This window comes from Gelidibacter pelagius, assembly GCF_017581925.1.
GTDB lineage: Bacteria > Bacteroidota > Bacteroidia > Flavobacteriales > Flavobacteriaceae > Gelidibacter > Gelidibacter pelagius.
Map to the genome: position 1 here is coordinate 1 of NZ_JAGEVG010000010.1, position 17,543 is coordinate 17,543.

Here is a 17,543-nt window from a genome sequence, read left to right on the forward strand (position 1 = left end):
TGGTTATAGCGACGGGGCTCACCTCTTACCATTCCGAACAGAGAAGTTAAGCCCGTTTGCGCCGATGGTACTGCATCTCGTGGGAGAGTAGGTCGCCGCCTTTTTTAGAGAGTCCCTTCATGGAAACATGAAGGGACTTTTTTTGTTTTGTATGGACAGATCGCGATCTGTCCATAAAATCACATGAGTCTCAACCGAAGCCAATGACAACGAGAAGGTGTCAATTAATACGGATCAAAAAAAGGACTCTATTAATGAAATGGAAAATCTGGTTGACATAAAATACCGGTCAATGTGGCATTATTAGATCAATGGTAGTGTCTATAGGAATTCTTGTTCTTAAAGAAAATTGTAAATAGTGTTTGAAGAAAATGCCAAAACTGGTATTTATAGCTTGGAGTAGTGGGCTACTAAAAATGGTTAATCATTAAATATGCTCTGCATAATAATATAGATGCCTCTAAACAAAAAGAAGATAGCACCAAGACAGAGGAGAATGGCAATAATTAAGACTAAGATATAGGTAGGCTTATCTTGATTGCTAAATGCAAGATAGAGGATGGTTGGGCCTGTAAACATCAGTACCAGACAAATGCCCAAATTTTGAAGTCCCTTAATCAAAAGGTTTTTATTTGTGCGTTTCGTTTCCATGATTGTAATTTTGAATTGCAGATCTTACATTTTTGTGGGTTTCTAAAAGTGATTGAGCTTCTATGAAGTCTATATTAAGTTCCGTCATAATCATTTTAATGCCTCTATCTACCAATTTATTATTGCTCAATTGCATATCTACCATTTTGTTCCCTTTGATTTTTCCTAATTGGATCATTGCAGCTGTTGAAATCATGTTCAACACCAATTTTTGCGCGGTACCGGCCTTCATCCTTGAACTTCCTGTTACAAATTCTGGACCTACAATAACTTCTATTGGAAATTGTGCAGTTTGTGAAAGTGGACTATTGTGGTTGCAGGAAATGGAACCTGTAATAATGTTATGAGTATTGCAGGCTTTCAAGGCAGAGATCACATAAGGTGTGGTTCCAGAAGCCGCGATGCCAACTACTACATCATTAGAATTGACCTGGTATTCTTGTAAGTCATGCCATCCTTGTTCAGTAGAATCTTCTGCGAATTCGACAGCATTTCTAATGGCACCATCGCCTCCTGCAATTAAACCGACCACAAGATCAGGACTGACACCAAAAGTTGGAGGACATTCTGAAGCGTCCAAAACGCCCATGCGGCCACTTGTGCCTGCACCGATATAAAATAACCGGCCTCCTGATTTTAATTTTGGGATTATTTGCTTGATCAAGGCCTCAATTTGTGGCATTGCTTTCACTACAGAGAACGCTACCGTTTTGTCTTCCGCATTGATGTTAGAAAGTAATTCTGAAACGCTCATTTTTTCTAAATGATCGTAGGGCGAATCTTGTTCTGTGGTTTTGTTGAATTGCATAGAACAAAAATACGAAATTTTGTTAATGACTCTATTAATATAGGTGGGTTAGTGATGGTAACGGCATCCTTTTTATGCGTCCGTGATCTAAAATCAGTGGTTATATCTTATTCGCATAAAAAGATACAGTGAACAGCACGCCGCTTTGAATCGGAGAGTGAAAAGCGGAACCTCCAAATGAATCTATTGAATGGTATAAATTACTTCTGCCACTTCAGAAAGTCGAAAATAGCCTAAAGGGAAATTGTCAGGATTTGTCTGATTGATGCAATTGCCCTTAACGGTGGTAGGATGGGGTTCAAACGGGCCACCACCATTGCTATTTTGTTGGAGTAAAATGAACATATAGTTGTAAAAGCGTTCAGATATTCCGTGGTTACGAATCGTCACTTGATCTCCAACATCTAAATCTTCCTCTGAATAAAATCCGAAAATTTGATTCCCGTTGTTGTACTTGTCATCGTAAACAGCTAATGTTGGAATGGCCGGAATATCACTTATGAATTCAAAAAAATAAAAATTAGTTTCATCTGCAGGATCAGTGTAATAAGCTTTCAGTTCGGTGTCTTCTCCTGAAAAACCACCTTCGAGGGTTTGTCCCACATAATCTATAGGTACAACAGATTTCAAAGTCTCCGTGGCGATATATACTTCGTCAGCATAGGTGATTTTTAATGAATAGGTGTTGTTGATAATAGGGACAAATTCGGTGTTTTTATAAATGCCTGTCGTTCCTTCTTCCACAAAGTTATAAACCACATTATATTGATCTGTGATGACAACGGTTGCCCCGTTTGCTGGCGGAATAGTTGAGTCAAAATATGGCGCTGTTAGAGATAGTTTCACAAATTGCTGATTACCAGAAGTTCCTTTTATCCAATTTATAGAGGCTTCAATGACCAATTTTGTTTCCGCAGTATTAAGTTCGGGTTCAATGATATCTTCACATGAAGTATGAAGAAGTAATATGGATAATATGAATAAATACTTTTTCATTTTCTAAAATTTAAAATTGTATGAAATTGAAGGAATAATTCCAAAAAGTGCTAATCTACTGGCTTCATTGACACCAGTGTCACGATTTTCCTTAAATGCTATTGAGGCTGCATTTTTACGACTATAAACATTATAAATACCAAAAACCCATTCACCTTTCCATCTTTTTGTGGAATTGGGATTTGGATTGTAATTTGCTGAGAGGTCCAATCGGTGATAATTGGTTAATCGGCTTGAGTTTCTCGCCTCATAATTAGGGATAGAGATCCCATTATATTCATATTGGCCATTGGGAAAAGTGGTTGGCTGTCCTGTTTGAAAGATGAAATTACTGCTAAAACTCCATTTCATATTCAAATCATAACTTGAGGTTATGGAAATGTCATGAGTTTTATCGTACGGTGTATTGTACCAATTACCATCGTTAATTCCAATCTCAAAAGCTGTCCTGCCTGGAGTTTGTTGCTCAGATTTTGAAAGTGTATAAGCTATCCACCCTTTTAATCGGCCTTCGTTTTTTCTTAACAGAACTTCCAATCCGTAGGCTCTCGCTTTTCCGTTTAAGATGACTTGTTCAATGGCATCGTTAGCAATAAGATTGGCGCCATCTATATAATCGATACGATTTTGAATATTTTTATAAAAGGCTTCAACTTCCAACGAATATTTAGTGTCTTTAAACGTTTTGAAATATCCTAAAGCGACCTGATCCAATAGCTGTGGTTTGATATATTTTCCGCTGGGAGCCCATACATCTAATGGCGTAGGAGAACTTGTATTGGAAAGAAGATGCAGGTACTGACTCATTCGATTGTAACTTGCTTTAATTGATGAATTATCATTGAGTTGGTAAGCCATGGCTAGTCGCGGTTCGAAATTCACGAACGATTCAATCACGTCAGATCGATCATAAGTGTCGACACCAATAGCTTCTGCCTTTTCATAAATTTGAAGTTCTTCATTGAAACTGACCGGCTGATCATTTTCATAGCTATTTAATTCCGTTTGTCCCAAACGTTGGAATGAGCTCACTCTTAACCCGTAAGAAATGGCGAATTTGGAGCTAACTTGATGTTCTGCATCGATATAGACCGCATTTTCGAAAGCGTATTTTTTAATAAGATCATAAGGATTAATTCCTGAGGTTTCAGTAGTTGGATTAATTTCCCCCGGATTAAAAGTAAGGTAGAGGCTGTTTAATCCATATTCCAGCTTAAAGTTGGAAGAGATATAATGTTTAAGGTCGTATTTGAGATTGAAGTTTTTAATTCCCGATGTCCAATCGAACTCGACGAATTTAAGGGCTAGCCCGTAGTAGTAATCGGAGTAAATGAGGGACATATTGGAGAATAATTTATCTGAATATAAATGGTTCCATCGGAAATTTAAAACAGTATTGCCATAACTATTATCGAAACTATCTGAGATTTGAAAAACATCCCTACCAAAATAACCCGAGAGATAAATGTTATTGTTTCTATTGATATTAAAGCTTATTTTGGTGTTTAGATCATAAAAATAAGCCTTGCTATCGAGGTCGAAAAGAGGAAAAAACAAGTGCGCATAGCTTGAGCGACCACCTAACAAAAACGATCCTTTTTCTTTTACTATGGGGCCTTCTGCAAGTAATCTGCTCGAAACGATACCGATGCCACCGTTCATTTGAAATTTATTGCTGTTGCCTTCCTTCTGATAAATATCCAGAACAGAAGACACTCGTCCACCATATTTTGCCGGGATACCCCCTTTAAAAAGCTTTAAATCCTTTATGGCATCTGGGTTAAAGACGGAGAACAATCCAAATAGATGCGATGAGTTGAAAATGGTTGCTTCATCCAGGAGAATTAAGTTTTGATCTGCTGCGCCACCTCTCACATTAAATCCGGAAGAACCCTCTCCAGCATTGCTGACCCCAGGTAGAAGGGTAATTGACTTGATGACATCCACTTCTCCTAAGACCACGGGAATTTGCTTAATGGTATTTATTGATAAGGAATTGACACTCATTTGTGGTTTTCGGATGTTCAGTTTCTCAACATTTTCAGTAATGATAATCTCGTCTAAACTTTCCGTGGATTCAGTAAGTTTGAAATTGAGTGTTTTATTTTCATCCATCCTAATGGTTTCGGAAATACTATTAAAACCCAAATAACTGATTTGAAAATTGTAAGTTCCTTTTGATAAGGTGATGGAATAGAACCCATACTCATTGGTAATGGTTCCCGTTTGAAGCTCTGGAAAAATAATATTGACACCAATCAAGGTTTCATTGCTTTGTTGATCGGTTATTTTTCCGCTTAGCGTAAATTTTTCTTGCGCAGTGATATATAGTGGCAGACATAACATCAGCCATAGATATACTTTGAGTTTATTGGTCATCTGCAATTTTTTATTAAAAATAAAAAAAGCTCCTCGATAAAAGGAGCTTTTTGTGATAATTTTGTTTAATTATTTTTCAATAATTATAAACAAATAAAGAAATCTGAACTTTTATGTATTTTTAATCTTATTATTAAGAATCGCATTAAATGTCGAACTCGGTCTCATTGCTGTACTAATCTTCTCTTCATTTGGATTATAATAACCGCCAATTGAAACAGGATTACCTTGCACCTCTATAAGTTCTGAATTGATGACGCTCTCATTTGTTTTTAGTACTTCCATAAGTGTTTTGAACTCTTCTTGCAATTGTATGTCCAATGTTTGATTGGCCAATGCTTCTGCCCAATAGAGAGCCAAATAGAAATGACTGCCTCTATTGTCCAATTCACCTGCTTTACGCGAAGGAGATTTTCCATTATCCAACAGTTTTCCGGTAGCTTCATCTAAAGTGTCGGCTAAAATTTGAGCTTTAGGATTGTCATTCGTTTCAGCTAAATGCTCTAATGATACTGCCAAGGCCAAAAATTCGCCCAATGAATCCCAACGTAAATGATCTTCTTCAACAAACTGCTCAACATGCTTAGGAGCAGAACCTCCAGCACCCGTTTCAAACAAACCACCACCATTCATTAAAGGCACAATAGATAACATTTTTGCACTTGTTCCCAATTCTAAAATAGGGAAGAGGTCTGTTAAATAATCACGCAACACATTTCCTGTGACGGAAATCGTGTCTTTTCCATCTTTTATACGCGCCAAAGTAAACGTTGTTGCTTCTGATGGAGAAAGAATTTTTATGTCCAAGCCTTGAGTGTCGTGGTTTGGAAGGTATTGATTTACTTTCTTGATCAATTCAGCATCATGTGCTCTGTTCTTGTCCAACCAAAAAACGGCTGGCGTATCAGAAGCTCTTGCTCTCGTTACAGCTAATTTTACCCAATCCTGAATTGGTGCATCTTTAACTTGGCACATTCTCCAGATATCTCCTGTTTCAACATCATGTTCAATGATGGTTTTTCCTTCTGAATTGATAACCACAACTTTTCCGTCATTGGTCATTTCAAAAGTCTTGTCATGAGAACCATATTCTTCGGCTTTTTGTGCCATCAGACCAACATTGGGAACTGTGCCCATAGTTGTCGGATCAAAAGCGCCATGTTTTTTACAAAAATCGATAGTAGCTTCATAAAGACCAGCATAACTACTGTCAGGAATAACCGCTAATGTATCTTCAGGTTTCCCTTGTGCATTCCACATTTTACCAGAAGTTCTGATCATTGCTGGCATGGAGGCATCAATAATCACATCACTTGGCACATGAAGATTGGTGATTCCTTTATCCGAATTAACCATTGCCAAATCCGGTCCGTTAGCAATTGCATTTTTTATAGCAGTTTTTATTTCTTTGCGTTTAGCTTCTGGAAGCTCTTTTAGTTCATCATATAAGTTTGCCAACCCATTGCTTGGACTGAACCCAATTTGTTTGAACTCATTATGATATTTCTCAAATACATCTTTGAAAAACACTTCCACGGCGTGACCGAAGATGATTGGATCAGAAACCTTCATCATGGTAGCCTTTAAATGTACTGAAAGAAGAACATTTTTAGATTTGGCATCAGAAACAGCATCTTGTAAGAATGCTATCAATGCTTTTTTACGCATTACTGAAGCATCAATTATCTCACCATCTTTTAGATTTAAATTATCTTTTAGAACAGTTTCTTTGCCATTTTTTTCAATAAATTTAATACTTACGGTATCAGCTTTTGAAAGTGTCAAAGATTTTTCTGTATGAAAGAAATCGCCGTGAGACATGGTGGCTACCTCAGTTTTTGAATTAGGAGACCATTCGCCCATTGAATGTGGGTTTTTCTTGGCGTAGTTCTTTACAGCTCTCGGGGCGCGTCTATCTGAGTTGCCCTCACGAAGTACTGGGTTCACTGCACTTCCCTTAACTTTATCATAGCGTGATCTGATGTCTTTGTCTTCTTCTGTTTGAACATCATCAGGGTAATTCGGTATATTAAAACCTTGAGATTTTAACTCAGCAATCGCTTCCTTAAGTTGTGGAACCGAGGCACTTATATTTGGTAGTTTTATGATGTTTGCTTCAGGCTTTTTGACCAATTCTCCCAGTTCAGCCAATGCATCTGATACTTTTTGATCTTCCTTTAAATAATCAGGAAAAAGAGCCAAAATACGTGACGCCAATGAAATGTCTTTAGTAACGACATCAATATTGGACGATGCGGTAAATGATTTTATGATGGGTAATAACGAACGTGTTGCCAAAGCTGGTGCTTCGTCTGTTTTTGTATAAATGATAGTGGAAGTTTTCGCCATAAGTACTGTGAATTTAATTTTTAAAGATTAGCCCGAAATTAGGCTGTGCAAATATACAAAAATGAGTTTAGCATAGAAAGCCGAAAGCATTCAATTAAACAATGTTAATATGATAGTGATGTAATAATCCCAAGACATTTTCTTTCGAGAATTTGGCTCTTGTAATAGTATTGTTTTCAGGATTTATAACAAAGTTTTCCGAGGAGCTTAAGTCGCTGTTTTTAAGATTTGTTTGCTCGAAAACAGCGTGTTTGAAGTCGCAGGTATCGAATTGGCCATTGCTAAGATCCGCTTCAGCGAAATTGACTTGATTGAGATTGCAATTGCTGAACCTGATCCCTTTTAGTTTTAGTTTATAGAAGGATGAGAATTGCAATTGGCAATTTGAGAATGTAAATGACAATAAAAACGGATTGCAATCCTGAAATTGGAGTCCGATCATTTTACAATCCATAAAATCAACTTCTCTAAAGATGGTATATGTGATATTGGCATTGCTAAAGTTACAAGTATCAAATTCACATTCTATAAATGTAATTGAAGACAGGTCGGTTTCGGTAAAATTACAATTGGTGAAGTTGCAGTTGTCATATTCTGCTTTTTTAAATGGGTTTTCAGTAAAATCAATATTTGAAAAGTGCTCAGAATCAATGTATGGTAGTGTCATGGGTTGGATTAAGAATAGAGGAGCCGAAGTTAAGTGTAATCTCTTATAAAAACAAAAGCCATATCATTGTAGCTAAACTACCTTGACATGGCTTTCTTTGAAACAGTGACGTGATCTAATTAACATTGCTGTTAAATCAGCCGACTAAAACTCACGTTTTACAATCGTCTTTTTCAATTCAAGTTTACTATTTCAATAAAACACTTCTTAACTATCAAAATGTATTGACCTGTTAGTGAAATGTTTCGGGTTATTGTTTTTCTTGATGTTATAACTCTTGCAATTCGCTTTCACGACATACAAGATTTAAAACATTGCTTCCTACCTTGGTATTCACTTTCGTTGCTACCATCTTTGGAAACTTTCAACTTTACTAGTTGCAACCTACCGAAGCGTGCTGCACTTTTTAAAGTATCATGATTTTCCAGCCTTCACGCTTGTACGTGACACTTAAAAAATCTCAAAAAACAATCTTATAAAGAACGTTTCTTTATACGATTTAAATCAAGTTCAATTTTTTAGGTTGAAACCAACTCAGAGGTTGTTATCAAATCGTTTTACTAATTTACAAAAAAATGTCTTGTTTGCCAAAACTTTTAGGTATTTAGTTATCAACCTATTATGAACTTGACTTATTAACATTTGTTAATAAAAAAAGCCTTGAAACAAATCAAGGCTTTTATTTACTATATGTTCGAGGCTTTTATCCTCTTCTTTCTTTAATTCTTGCTTTTCTACCAGTAAGACCTCTAAAGTAGAAGATACGAGCACGTCTAACTTTACCTTTTTTGTTCACTTCAATTTTCTGAAGTGCTGGAAGATTGATTGGGAAGATACGTTCTACACCAATTGTTCCTGACATTTTACGGATGGTAAATGTTTCTGAACTACCAGAACCTTTACGTTGCAATACCACACCTCTAAAGAACTGGGTACGTTTTTTTTCGCCCTCTCTAATTTCGTAATACACAGTGATCGTGTCACCAGCTCCGAATTGAGGATATTCTTTTTTTTCTACAAATTCGTCTTGTACAAATTTTACTAAAGAATTCATTTCTTTTAATTTTTAAGTTGACCCAAATCAACATTCACGGAAATCGTCAGAGGTTAATTTGAAATTGGATGCAAAAATAAGGAATAATTAATAATTAACAATTAATAATTTAAAAAATATTGTTTTTCGTTTTTCTGAATGATGGAATTAGAGGTTGGGTATCGAGTACCAAGTACCAAGTATTAAGATCCATTAATTAATAAGTGAAATTTAACAATCAACAATTATCCCTATGAGCTTTCACAGAGGCGACAACATTAATCTTCCAGCAAATCCGGTCTTCTTTTCTTGGTATGCTCGTATGCTTGGTCTTCCCGCCATTTTTCTATATTTGCGAAATGCCCAGAAAACAAAACTTCAGGTACCTTCATGCCTTTATATTCTCTTGGCTTGGTATAAATTGGCGGTGCCAATAAGTTGTCTTGAAAAGAATCGGTCAAGGCCGAAGTTTCATTACCTAATACACCTGGAATAAGTCGTATGATAGCATCGCATAATACTGCCGCTCCCAATTCGCCTCCAGAAAGTACATAATCACCAATTGAAATCTCCTTGGTGATCAATAAATCTCTTACACGCTGATCCACGCCTTTATAATGTCCACACAGTATAATAATGTTCTCCTTTAAAGAAAGGGTGTTGGCCATGCCTTGATTTAATGTAGTGCCATCGGGTGTCATATATATGACCTCGTCATAATCACGCTCCTCCTTCAATTTAGAGATGCATTTGTCAATGGGTTCAATCATCATGACCATACCTGCACCGCCGCCAAACTGTGTGTCGTCAATCGATTTATAGCGATCTGTCGTATAGTCTCTCAAATTATGGAAATGGACCTGTACTAAACCCGCTTCAATTGCGCGCTTTAGTATGGAAGCTTCAAAAGGGCTTTTAAGTAACTCTGGTAAAACTGTAATGATATCTATGCGCATGTTGTTCAGTCATCAGTTGGCAGACCACAGTCTTCAAAGTAATATTGAAGAAGTCTGCGGTTATTTCTGTTTTGTTGTGTGAGTTTGTAGTTCTCACTCAATTTAGAAAACTGCCTAAGTCCAATAATCTATTTTTCCTATATTGTAATAGGTGGTTTTATGTCTAAATTCTGAAGATTTTATACTCCTCACTTATAGAACTAAAGCCAATAAATAAAGGACAGTTGTTAAATATGGTTTTGGTTAAATGCAAAGATGCGAAAAAAGTATTCAATTTTTCCGGATTGAGTCGGCACTTCTGCGGAAATGGGATCTATAAAAAAATCTGCAAGGTTTCTTACAGATTTTTTTTGAGATTTACTTTATGGTTTTTTGTTTATTGATTTCGTCCTGCAATTGTCGCCTTACTTTTTGCTCGCGTTCAAGTGCTGTACGTCTGTGTTCTTCAAACTCCTCTTCTGTTTCTACCAATGATTTTTTTGCTAATCTGGTAACAGAATTACTGTTTCTGAATTTATAAATGAATATCAATAATAATGCGAAAAGTGCTCCAATGATGCTCCACATCAATACGTTGTAATTGCTTTTGCTCATTTGCAATCCGAACAATGCCATATTATCCTTTTCTTCATTAGTGTCGGCCAGAGTTGCCTGGGTTTCAGATAAATTACTCTTTAATGTTGTAATTTCTGTGACTTGGCTATCCACAATGGACTGAGTATCCACTAAATCTTTCCGGATGGCTTTCAACGAATCCATGGTATGGGCCTTTAATGCATATAGCCATGTTTTCTTGACCACTTTATAATCCTGATAATTATTCGACTTTTGAATGACATATTCAAACTGGTTGTCTACAGTTCCTTCTGTTAAAGATAGTTTGTCATCTTCGTCATTAGTTGCTTGCTGAGCATTTGAAATGATAAAAAATAGGCAGGAGAATAGGGTGAGGCTTAGAGTTTTTAGTGAATGCATTTGTTTGATTTTTCTGATGTGGTTAAATTTCGAACAAGATAAAAAAATATGTAGATGTATGCTAATATTTAAAAGAAATAGCCTCACGGTTAGGAGGCTATTTAATATACTTAATATACGGTTAAAGTATTATTTTAGATGTTTTACGGCTAATAATATGTAAAACGTCTGACTTTTGAAATGTATTTCGCAAGTCTGATGACTTGGTGGCTATACCCATATTCATTATCATACCAAACGTATAAAATGATGTTTTTGCCACCATCTCTTACGATGGTCGCTTTACTATCATAAATTGCGGGTGCAGAACATCCCACAATATCACTGGATACAAGCTCATCACTTAATTCAAACTTAATTTGCTCCACAAGGTTCCCTTCCAAAGCATATTTTTTCATTATGGTATTAATTCCATCGAGAGACGTAGCTTTCTCAAGCTCTAAATTCAATATGGCCAAAGATCCGTTTGGCACTGGAACACGAATGGCGTTGGAGGTCAGTTTCCCTTCCAAAGAAGGTAGGGCTTTTGATACGGCACTTCCTGCACCAGTTTCTGTGATGACCATATTCAACGCTGCTGCACGACCACGACGGTATTTGTTATGGAAATTATCAACTAAATTCTGATCATTTGTATAGGAATGGATAGTTTCTAAATGACCATGTTTCACGCCAAAGGTATCATCAATAACTTTTAATACTGGCGTAATTGCATTAGTGGTACAGGAAGCTGCTGAAAAAATATCAACTTTATCGGGGTCGTAATCCAAATGGTTAACTCCGTGCACAATATTCGGCACTCCTTTACCGGGTGCAGTCAATAGTACTCTGCTCACACCTTTAGACTTTAGATGTCGGCTTAATGCCTCCTGGTCTCTGAAAGCACCCGTATTATCAATGACCAAGGCATCTTTAATCCCGTATTTTGTATAGTCAATATCCTCCGGGGCATTGGCAGAAATGACATTAACAGTGGTACCATTGATGATTAATGCGCTATTTTTAAGATCGGTAATTACAGTTCCTGAAAAATCTCCATGTACTGAATCATTGCGAAGCAAGGAAGCTCTTTTTTCCAAAACGACTTGATCAATATTTCCACGAGTAACAATAGCTCTTAGACGCATTTGACTGCCTTTGCCAGTTTTTGCCATTAATTCCCTTGCCAATAATCGTCCAATTCTTCCAAAACCATATAGAACAACATCTTTAGGTTTTATAGACTCAATTTTTCTTGCGCCTTTAAGTTTATCGGCAACAAAAGCTGTGGCATTGGAATATTTTTGATCTTCCAAATGAAACTCAAAAGTCAGTTTCCCGATATCCAATTTTGCTGGAGGTACATCTAAAGTTTTGATGGCTTGAGCAATTTCAACCGAATCGAAAATTGATATTGGTTTCTGAACAAACTCACCTGCATATTCGTGCAGATTTAAAATGTCACTGACATTTCTGTCAATCAATTCATTTCTGAAAAGTACAAGCTCAATGGATTTGTCATACCATAAATCGCTAACTATTTTAATAAATTCAACTGTTGCTTTTCGTCTATCTGCTTGAAAAGCCAATTCGTTTTCATAAGTTCCGTTCAAACTCATTGTTTTAAAATTTTATGTATCCTCATGTTAAGAAGACACGTTGATGTTGTGTTTATTTCCGATGTTTCGGACTGCAAAAGTAATATATTTCAATCGTTTTCGTAAGGTTTTGGAGAAATAAAAAACCCTATAGTAAAGTTGAGTACTATAGGGTTGTAGATGGGTTGAAAATCGCTCTGTTTTATTTGAAAATAAAGCTCTCCTTTTGTCCTGAACTATTGATGATCGATAGTTTTTTTAGATTTTTCTCAAGATTATCGCCATATTTTTGTTTCAATTTAATGATGTCATCCACGTCGTTAATTTTTTGGTCATTAATTTCTGTAATGATATAGCCTCTATTAATACCTAAGTTTTTATAAAGGGCATAATTCTCGTTTTTAACGACCACAACACCATTAGTAATGTTCGCGCTTTTTTTGAGGTCACTCGGAATATTCCTCAATTGCATGTTCAAAAAATCGACGGTGGAAATCTCAGTTTTAGACAAGGTTACCGGAATGATTTTTTCGGCACCGTTTCTATCTAAAGTCAGATTAACCACATCATCCGGACGTTTTGTGCTCAAATAACCGCTTAAATCAGAGAATTTTGAAATCGTAATATTGTCAATTTTTTTGATAATATCTCCTTTTTTTATCCCAGCTTTTTCTGCTCCGGAACGTTCTTCTACATCGCTAACATAAAATCCTTGGGTCGTATTGACCTCAAAGGTTTCAGCGGATTTACTGTTCAGTTCGCCGCCTCTAACACCCAAGATACCTTTTTGAACATCCCCAAACTCCATAATGTCTTCAACGACTTTTCTGGCAATATTGCTTGGTACTGCAAAAGAATACCCTATATAGGAGCCAGTTTGGGAAGTGATGGCTGTATTGATACCAATGAGTTCGCCACGGGTATTGACCAAAGCTCCACCTGAGTTGCCAGGGTTGACCGCGGCATCGGTTTGAATGAACGATTGGGCATTGGTACCTGATAGATCTCTGGATTTGGCGCTAATGATTCCGGCGGTAACTGTGGAAGTTAAATTAAATGGATTGCCCACTGCCAAAACCCATTCACCCACTTTTGCTTGATCAGAATCTCCAAAAGTTGCAAAAGACAGCTCTGTATTTGCGTCAATCTTTAATAATGCGATATCGGTTTTTTCATCGGTTCCAATAAGTTCGGCATCATAGATTCGATTATCATTTAAAGTTATGGAAATCTTTTGAGCGCCATTGATTACGTGGTTGTTAGTTATAATATAACCGTCCGGCGAAATAATGACACCACTACCAGTACCAACTTGAGCACGCTCTGTGTTTCGCCCCATAAACAAATCCTGAAGGGTCATTGGCGCCCTACTGATGGTCGTATTTTTAACGTGTACTACGTTATGAACAGCGTCATTTGCAGCTTCCGTGAAATCTGGGACATTCAAGGTGCCATAAGAAGCCACTGCTTTATGGCTTGTCGGGAAATAAGATAGGGTCGAATCTGTACTACTCGTAGTAACTGCGATGTCATTATCTTTCTCAATAAAAAACTTATAGGCAGAAAGTGTCATGATTCCACCTAATGCAGATGCTAAAATTAGGGTTAAAATCTTTTTCATTTTAAAAATAGTTTATTAGTGAATTAGGAAATTAATATGTTAAAATATCAGTGTATAACGATTAAAATTACTTTTTTGTTGCATCAAAAATGTTTGTTTAACGGATTTTAACGCCAACTTTAACGCTCGTTTAACACCTCAATAAATCGTCAAGAATCCTTATATTTGCCAAACCTATGAAACAGACATTCTATAAATATCAAGGTACAGGTAATGACTTTGTAATGATTGACAATCGTCATCTATCTTTTGACAAAAAGGATACCAAACTCATAAAATTCTTGTGTGACAGACGTTTTGGCATTGGAGCTGACGGACTTATCCTATTAGAGAACCACGATGCGTTGGATTTCAAGATGGTTTATTTTAATTCGGACGGGAATGAAAGTTCGATGTGTGGAAATGGAGGAAGGTGCATTGTGGCCTTTGCAAAGTTTCTTGGAATTATTGAAGACTGTACAAGCTTTGAAGCTATTGACGGTTTGCATCATGCAGAGATAGTAAAGAATTCTGTAAGACTCCAAATGCAGGATGTCAGTCATTTGGAAAAGTTTGAATCACACGTGTTTTTAAATACAGGATCTCCACACCATGTGCAGATGGAAGCCGATTTGGCGCAGCTCGATATAAAAAAAGTTGGGTCTAAAATTAGATATGGTGCGCCATACAATAAAGATGGAAGTAATGTGAATTTTGTTTCTAAGATTTCGGATGACGTGTTTTCAGTAAGGACCTATGAGCGTGGGGTGGAAGATGAAACCTTGTCCTGTGGAACAGGAGTGACTGCAGTTGCTTTGGCGATGAACTATATTGGAGAGACTGAGAAAAACTTGATAACTTTAAATGTTGAAGGCGGAACGCTCCAAGTGTCTTTTGACAAAGACGGTCAAGGCTATAAAAACATTTGGTTGATTGGACCTGCAGTTCAGGTTTTTAAAGGAGATGTATCATGGTAACATTAAAAGGAGAACATATCTATTTACGAGCCTTGGAGCCTGAAGATTTAAGTTTCTTGAGCAGCATCGAAAATGATGAAAATTTATGGGAGTTGAGCCATACTCAAGCACCCTACTCTCAATATATATTAAAACAGTATTTGGCAAATTCTCACCAGGATATTTTTGAGGCAAAACAGTTGCGTTTGATTATTTCGAATTATGAGGATCAGCCTTTGGGAATGATAGATTTATTTGATTTTGATTTTAAAAACAGCCGCGCAGGTGTCGGGATTTTGGTCCAAAAACTTGAAAATCGACAGAAAGGATATGGAAAAGAAGCCCTCCATTTATTGATTAATTACTGTTTCACCCATCTTAATCTGCATCAACTTTATTGTAATATTTCCGAAGACAACAAGGCGAGTATCAAGTTGTTTACCAATCAAGGATTTGAAAAAGTGGGTCTCAAAAAAGATTGGACTTTCCAAAATAAAACATATAAAAACGAATATTTACTCCAACTCATCAATTCCTAATGTATATAAAAAAAATCCTTATCGCCATTGTACTCATCGGTTTAGTGGTAGCGGGCGTCATCGCCTATACGATTTATCAAACTATGTTTGTCTCTAATACAGCCTTTAATAATGATGTTGCCTATGTTTATATTCCGACGAATGCCACTTATCAGGTTGTAAGGACAGAATTAGAACCCTTATTAAAAGACATTGATAAGTTTGATGCCCTTGCAGAGCGCAAAAAATATACAACCAATATTAAAGCGGGTAAATACGCCATAAAGAAGGGGATGAACAACAATGATATCATCAACTCAATTAGAAGCAATAATATGCCAGTGAAACTGTCATTTAACAATCAAGAATCTTTGCAGCGTTTGGCAGGTCGGATTTCTACTCAAATTGAAGCGGATAGTTTAGCATTGTATTCTGTAATGTCCTCTTCTGAGTTTTTAAAAGCGAATGATTTTTCATCCAAAACAGCTTTGGGGATGTATATTCCCAATAGTTATGAGTTTTTTTGGAATACCTCCGCGGAACAGTTTAGAGAGCGTATGCTCAAGGAATACCATCGCTTTTGGAATGATGAGCGCATGTCAAAAGCAAAAGCGCTCAATTTAACTCCAGATAAAGTCATGACCATGGCCTCAATTGTACAAAAAGAAACGGCTAAAGTGGATGAACGTAAAAGAGTTGCTGGAGTATATATGAATCGTTTAAAAATTGGTATGCCATTACAGGCCGATCCTACGGTTATCTATGCAATCAAACTCACTACTGGAGATTTTGACCAAATTATTAAACGTGTGCTTTACAAAGATTTGGAAATAGACTCGCCTTATAACACCTATAAATACGCAGGATTACCGCCAGGCTTAATCACAATGCCTGACATCAGCTCTATCGATGCGGTTCTCAATTATGAAAAACATGATTATTTTTATTTTGTGGCAGATGTCAAAAATTTTGGTTACCATAAGTTTGCTAAGACCTTGTCACAGCATAATGTCAACAGACAGGAATATGTACGTTGGATCAATCAGCAAGGGGTAAACAGGTAAATTATGTCAAGATTAAAATTTATTTTAATTTTACTTCTTGCTACAACTTCTTTTTCTCAGTCCAAACTTGATGAATTTCTGACTCCAAGTGACACTCTCAATACGTCCAGGAGGACTATGGTCTATATAACAGAAGCTGCGGTTGGAGGTTTGACTTTGCTTGCGCTCGATCAATTGTGGTACGCTGACTATGAGCGATCTAAATTCCATACCATAAACGACAATAATGAATGGCTGCAGATGGACAAAATGGGGCATGTTTTTTCTTCGTATCAAATGGGAAGGATAGGAGCAAGCGTTTTAAATTGGAGTGGTGCCAGTAAGAAAGAGCAATTGATCTATGGTTCCACATTGGGATTTACATTTTTAACTGCTGTCGAAGTTCTTGACGGATTTAGTAAGGAATGGGGTTTTTCTTGGGGAGATATGCTGGCAAATGGTGTTGGCACTGGACTATATATTGGTCAAGAACTGCTCTGGGAAGAACAGCGGATGACTCTGAAATTCTCCTTCCATCAGACGAAATATGCTAATTTAAGTCCTGACAAGTTGGGCAACGGTTTTTTAGAGGAACTTCTAAAGGATTATAACGGACAAACTTATTGGTTGAGTTTTAATATCCATTCCTTCATAAATAGCGATCATATTCCTAAATGGTTGAATCTTGCGGTAGGTTATAGTGCCGATGGCATGGTGTTTGCTCATAATGAGCCTGTTAACAACTTTGTTACTAACAAAAACAGAAAACGACAGTTCTATTTGAGTTTAGACGTAGATTTGTCAAGGATAAAAACAAAATCACCTGTTTTGAGATCCGTTTTTGATGTTCTGAACGTAATTAAGGTGCCTTTCCCTGCTTTGGAGTTTACCGATAAAAACAGCATAAAGCTCCATGGCATCTACTTTTAGAGACCTTAATCGATTAATTTTGAGGGTTTAATAAAAAGTCATACCTTTGCACGCTGAAATTTAAGTCTGCTAAAAATATAAAAGGCTTTACAAAGATTAGGAATT

15 protein-coding genes and 1 rRNA gene are annotated in these 17,543 nt (G+C 36.7%); 5 read left to right on the forward strand and 11 right to left on the reverse strand.

The features are described from left to right. Window positions 1-104 (forward strand): 5S ribosomal RNA (gene rrf, locus J4051_RS09490); the annotation flags it as partial. 316 nt (window positions 105-420) lie between these two features. Here the strand turns inward: rrf and J4051_RS09495 are convergent. The 11 genes from J4051_RS09495 to J4051_RS09545 form a co-directional block, all read right to left on the reverse strand. Further along, window positions 421-651 carry a DUF6095 family protein gene (locus J4051_RS09495; RefSeq protein WP_208233634.1) on the reverse strand — a complete coding sequence of 77 codons (231 nt, stop codon included), beginning with the start codon at window positions 649-651 and terminating at the stop codon, window positions 421-423. Further along, window positions 629-1,459 (reverse strand): N-acetylmuramic acid 6-phosphate etherase, encoded by an 831-nt coding sequence (murQ, locus tag J4051_RS09500; RefSeq protein WP_208233635.1) that lies wholly within the window; start codon window positions 1,457-1,459, stop codon window positions 629-631. Before murQ ends, J4051_RS09495 begins: the two co-directional genes overlap by 23 nt. A gap of 183 nt (window positions 1,460-1,642) precedes the next feature. Next, window positions 1,643-2,455, reverse strand: a complete 813-nt coding sequence (locus J4051_RS09505) for a DUF4249 domain-containing protein (RefSeq protein ID WP_208233636.1) — start codon at window positions 2,453-2,455, stop codon at window positions 1,643-1,645. A gap of 3 nt (window positions 2,456-2,458) precedes the next feature. Continuing rightward, window positions 2,459-4,834, reverse strand: coding sequence for a TonB-dependent receptor (locus J4051_RS09510; RefSeq protein ID WP_208233637.1), 2,376 nt, complete (start codon window positions 4,832-4,834; stop codon window positions 2,459-2,461). A gap of 111 nt (window positions 4,835-4,945) precedes the next feature. After that, window positions 4,946-7,183: an NADP-dependent isocitrate dehydrogenase gene (locus J4051_RS09515; RefSeq protein ID WP_208233638.1), complete on the reverse strand. Its 2,238-nt coding sequence runs from the start codon at window positions 7,181-7,183 to the stop codon at window positions 4,946-4,948. A 94-nt stretch (window positions 7,184-7,277) separates the two neighbouring features. Beyond that, the gene (locus J4051_RS09520) at window positions 7,278-7,850 is read right to left on the reverse strand and encodes a pentapeptide repeat-containing protein (protein ID WP_208233639.1); all 573 of its coding nucleotides are present in this window, start codon (window positions 7,848-7,850) and stop codon (window positions 7,278-7,280) included. 703 nt (window positions 7,851-8,553) lie between these two features. After that, window positions 8,554-8,904 (reverse strand): 50S ribosomal protein L19, encoded by a 351-nt coding sequence (gene rplS, locus J4051_RS09525; protein WP_208233640.1) that lies wholly within the window; start codon window positions 8,902-8,904, stop codon window positions 8,554-8,556. A gap of 257 nt (window positions 8,905-9,161) precedes the next feature. After that, the gene (trmD, locus tag J4051_RS09530; protein WP_208233641.1) at window positions 9,162-9,839 is read right to left on the reverse strand and encodes a tRNA (guanosine(37)-N1)-methyltransferase TrmD; all 678 of its coding nucleotides are present in this window, start codon (window positions 9,837-9,839) and stop codon (window positions 9,162-9,164) included. A gap of 357 nt (window positions 9,840-10,196) precedes the next feature. Continuing rightward, entirely contained in the window at window positions 10,197-10,814 is a 618-nt protein-coding gene (locus J4051_RS09535; protein WP_208233642.1) for a tRNA (guanine-N1)-methyltransferase, read from the reverse strand. A 149-nt stretch (window positions 10,815-10,963) separates the two neighbouring features. Next, complete coding sequence (locus J4051_RS09540) at window positions 10,964-12,412, reverse strand: glyceraldehyde-3-phosphate dehydrogenase (RefSeq protein ID WP_208233643.1); 1,449 nt, start codon at window positions 12,410-12,412, stop codon at window positions 10,964-10,966. Window positions 12,413-12,593: 181 nt separating this feature from the next. Then, window positions 12,594-14,012 (reverse strand): trypsin-like peptidase domain-containing protein, encoded by a 1,419-nt coding sequence (locus tag J4051_RS09545; RefSeq protein ID WP_208233644.1) that lies wholly within the window; start codon window positions 14,010-14,012, stop codon window positions 12,594-12,596. A gap of 176 nt (window positions 14,013-14,188) precedes the next feature. Here J4051_RS09545 and dapF point away from each other — a divergent pair, with 176 nt between their 5' ends. From dapF to J4051_RS09565, 4 genes are read left to right on the forward strand one after another with little or no spacing between them, the layout of a single operon-like run. Further along, on the forward strand, window positions 14,189-14,968 hold the full coding sequence (gene dapF, locus J4051_RS09550; protein ID WP_208233645.1) for a diaminopimelate epimerase: 780 nt from the start codon (window positions 14,189-14,191) through the stop codon (window positions 14,966-14,968). Beyond that, window positions 14,962-15,486: a GNAT family N-acetyltransferase gene (locus J4051_RS09555; protein ID WP_208233646.1), complete on the forward strand. Its 525-nt coding sequence runs from the start codon at window positions 14,962-14,964 to the stop codon at window positions 15,484-15,486. Before dapF ends, J4051_RS09555 begins: the two co-directional genes overlap by 7 nt. After that, window positions 15,486-16,529 (forward strand): endolytic transglycosylase MltG, encoded by a 1,044-nt coding sequence (mltG, locus tag J4051_RS09560; RefSeq protein ID WP_208233647.1) that lies wholly within the window; start codon window positions 15,486-15,488, stop codon window positions 16,527-16,529. The genes J4051_RS09555 and mltG overlap by 1 nt, the downstream gene beginning before the upstream one ends. Window positions 16,530-16,532: 3 nt before the next feature. Next, window positions 16,533-17,438, forward strand: a complete 906-nt coding sequence (locus J4051_RS09565; protein ID WP_208233648.1) for a DUF2279 domain-containing protein — start codon at window positions 16,533-16,535, stop codon at window positions 17,436-17,438. Window positions 17,439-17,543 lie beyond the last annotated feature (105 nt).

Coding starts and splice junctions, on each gene's coding strand:
- J4051_RS09520 (WP_208233639.1), bottom strand. CDS start 7,850: ATGACACTACCATACATTGATTCTGAGCACTTTTCAAATATTGATTTT.
- J4051_RS09545 (WP_208233644.1), bottom strand. CDS start 14,012: ATGAAAAAGATTTTAACCCTAATTTTAGCATCTGCATTAGGTGGAATC.
- J4051_RS09565 (WP_208233648.1), top strand. CDS start 16,533: ATGTCAAGATTAAAATTTATTTTAATTTTACTTCTTGCTACAACTTCT.
- J4051_RS09540 (WP_208233643.1), bottom strand. CDS start 12,412: ATGAGTTTGAACGGAACTTATGAAAACGAATTGGCTTTTCAAGCAGAT.
- J4051_RS09505 (WP_208233636.1), bottom strand. CDS start 2,455: ATGAAAAAGTATTTATTCATATTATCCATATTACTTCTTCATACTTCA.
- mltG (WP_208233647.1), top strand. CDS start 15,486: ATGTATATAAAAAAAATCCTTATCGCCATTGTACTCATCGGTTTAGTG.
- J4051_RS09495 (WP_208233634.1), bottom strand. CDS start 651: ATGGAAACGAAACGCACAAATAAAAACCTTTTGATTAAGGGACTTCAA.
- rplS (WP_208233640.1), bottom strand. CDS start 8,904: ATGAATTCTTTAGTAAAATTTGTACAAGACGAATTTGTAGAAAAAAAA.
- dapF (WP_208233645.1), top strand. CDS start 14,189: ATGAAACAGACATTCTATAAATATCAAGGTACAGGTAATGACTTTGTA.
- trmD (WP_208233641.1), bottom strand. CDS start 9,839: ATGCGCATAGATATCATTACAGTTTTACCAGAGTTACTTAAAAGCCCT.
- J4051_RS09535 (WP_208233642.1), bottom strand. CDS start 10,814: ATGCATTCACTAAAAACTCTAAGCCTCACCCTATTCTCCTGCCTATTT.
- J4051_RS09510 (WP_208233637.1), bottom strand. CDS start 4,834: ATGACCAATAAACTCAAAGTATATCTATGGCTGATGTTATGTCTGCCA.
- J4051_RS09555 (WP_208233646.1), top strand. CDS start 14,962: ATGGTAACATTAAAAGGAGAACATATCTATTTACGAGCCTTGGAGCCT.
- murQ (WP_208233635.1), bottom strand. CDS start 1,459: ATGCAATTCAACAAAACCACAGAACAAGATTCGCCCTACGATCATTTA.
- J4051_RS09515 (WP_208233638.1), bottom strand. CDS start 7,183: ATGGCGAAAACTTCCACTATCATTTATACAAAAACAGACGAAGCACCA.